The sequence below is a fragment of the Streptomyces murinus genome, assembly GCF_002154555.1.
Classification (GTDB): domain Bacteria; phylum Actinomycetota; class Actinomycetes; order Streptomycetales; family Streptomycetaceae; genus Streptomyces; species Streptomyces murinus.
On sequence record NZ_MUNF01001027.1, the window covers coordinates 1 to 1,516 of the forward strand.

The 1,516-nt window shown below is 72.0% G+C and carries 1 protein-coding gene and 1 pseudogene; both read right to left on the minus strand.

Annotated features, from left to right (window positions below):
- Nucleotides 1-261: pseudogene (locus tag CCN72_RS37425) on the minus strand (tRNA (adenine-N1)-methyltransferase); the annotation flags it as partial.
- Between the two features lie 38 nt (nucleotides 262-299).
- Nucleotides 300-1,516: site-2 protease family protein (locus tag CCN72_RS37430; RefSeq protein ID WP_086812695.1), on the minus strand; the 1,217-nt coding region annotated here is incomplete at its 5' end.

The following is a 1,516-nucleotide window of genomic DNA, read 5'->3' on the forward strand; positions in this document are numbered from 1 at the left end:
TGCCCCGCGGGGCATGGACAGGACGTAGTCGGGGAGCAGGGGGCGCAGCGCGAGGTAGGCCACGTTGCCGGTGGTGCGGACAACGCTGCCCTCGGGAGCACCGATCAGTTCGTCGTGCGGGAAGGAACCCTTGTGGGTGTGGAAGTTCTTTCCGGCTTCGAGCGTGAACGTGTAGTGGCGGCCCTTGGGGTCGGTCAGCTGTACCTGGTCCCCGACCTTGAAGGGCCCGCGCCTGCGGGCGGCACCGGTCGGTTCGGACATGTGACCAGACTACCGGCAGCGGGGCGGGCCGCCGACCACTAGCTGGGGCGGGCCATGGCCTTGACGAAGGCGCGTTCCACGTCGGCGGCGGAGAGGACGCCGTAGATCTCGCCGGTGTTCTCGACCACGAGGTATTCGGTGGCGGGGGCGGCGCGCAGGGCGTCGAGGAGTTCTTCGCCGGACAGTTCGGCGGAGACGCGCATGTCGTCGGTGAGGTCCTGGGCGAGGCCGCTGACGGGGACCCAGGGGCGGCGGTGTTCGGGTACGCCGACGATGGCGGACTCGCGGACCAGGGAGAGGGGGTGGCCGTCGGCGTCGACGACGACGAGGGCGCGGGCGCCGGCGGCGTTGGCGCGGCGCAGGGCCTCGGAGAGGGGGGTGTCGGTCTCGACGGGTACGGCGCGGCGGGTGAGGGTGCGGGCGCGCAGTTCGGGGAGGTGTTCGCGGAGCCTGGCCATGCGCAGGCTGTTGCCGGCGCCGGTCCAGATGATCGCGGCGAGGATGGCGGCGAGCAGGGCGTCGGTGACGGTGTCCATGCCGCCGGATTCCTCGGTGCCGCCGCCGAGGCCGCCGGAGGAGTTGAGCAGGGGCAGTCCGACGAGGACGGCGACGGCGAGGGCGCGGCCGACCCAGGCGGCGGCGACGGTGCCGCTCATGGGTTTGCCGGTGATCTTCCAGACGACGGCGCGGAGCATCCGGCCGCCGTCGAGGGGCAGGCCGGGGAGCAGGTTGAAGGCGGCCACGATGAGGTTGGAGACCATGAGGCCGGCGAGGAGGACGCCGGGGACGGTGCCGGGCTGCACGGGCTTCATGGCGAGGTAGAAGAGTCCGGCGAGGACGAGGGAGAGCAGCGGGCCGACGAAGGCCAGGACGAATTCCCGGCCCGGTGTCTCGGCTTCCTTCTCGATCTCGGAGACGCCGCCGAAGAACTGGAGTTGGATGCGGCGGACGGGGAGCTTGAAGCGGATCGCGGCGACGGTGTGGGCGAGTTCGTGGACGAGTACGGAGGCGTAGAAGGCGACCGCGAAGAACAGCGACACGAGGTATCGGGCGGCGCCCAGTTCGGGCAGTACCCGGTCGAGCTGTCCGCCGAACACCCAGGTGATCAGGGCGGCGACGAGGAACCAGCTCGGCGCGACGTACACGGGCACGCCGAAGGGGCGCCCCATGAGGATGCCGCCGCCGGGTTCCTTGGGGGGCCGCGGGGGTTCGCCCTTGGCCAGGCCGGGGGCGAACCCGCGCGGGCCCCCAAGGA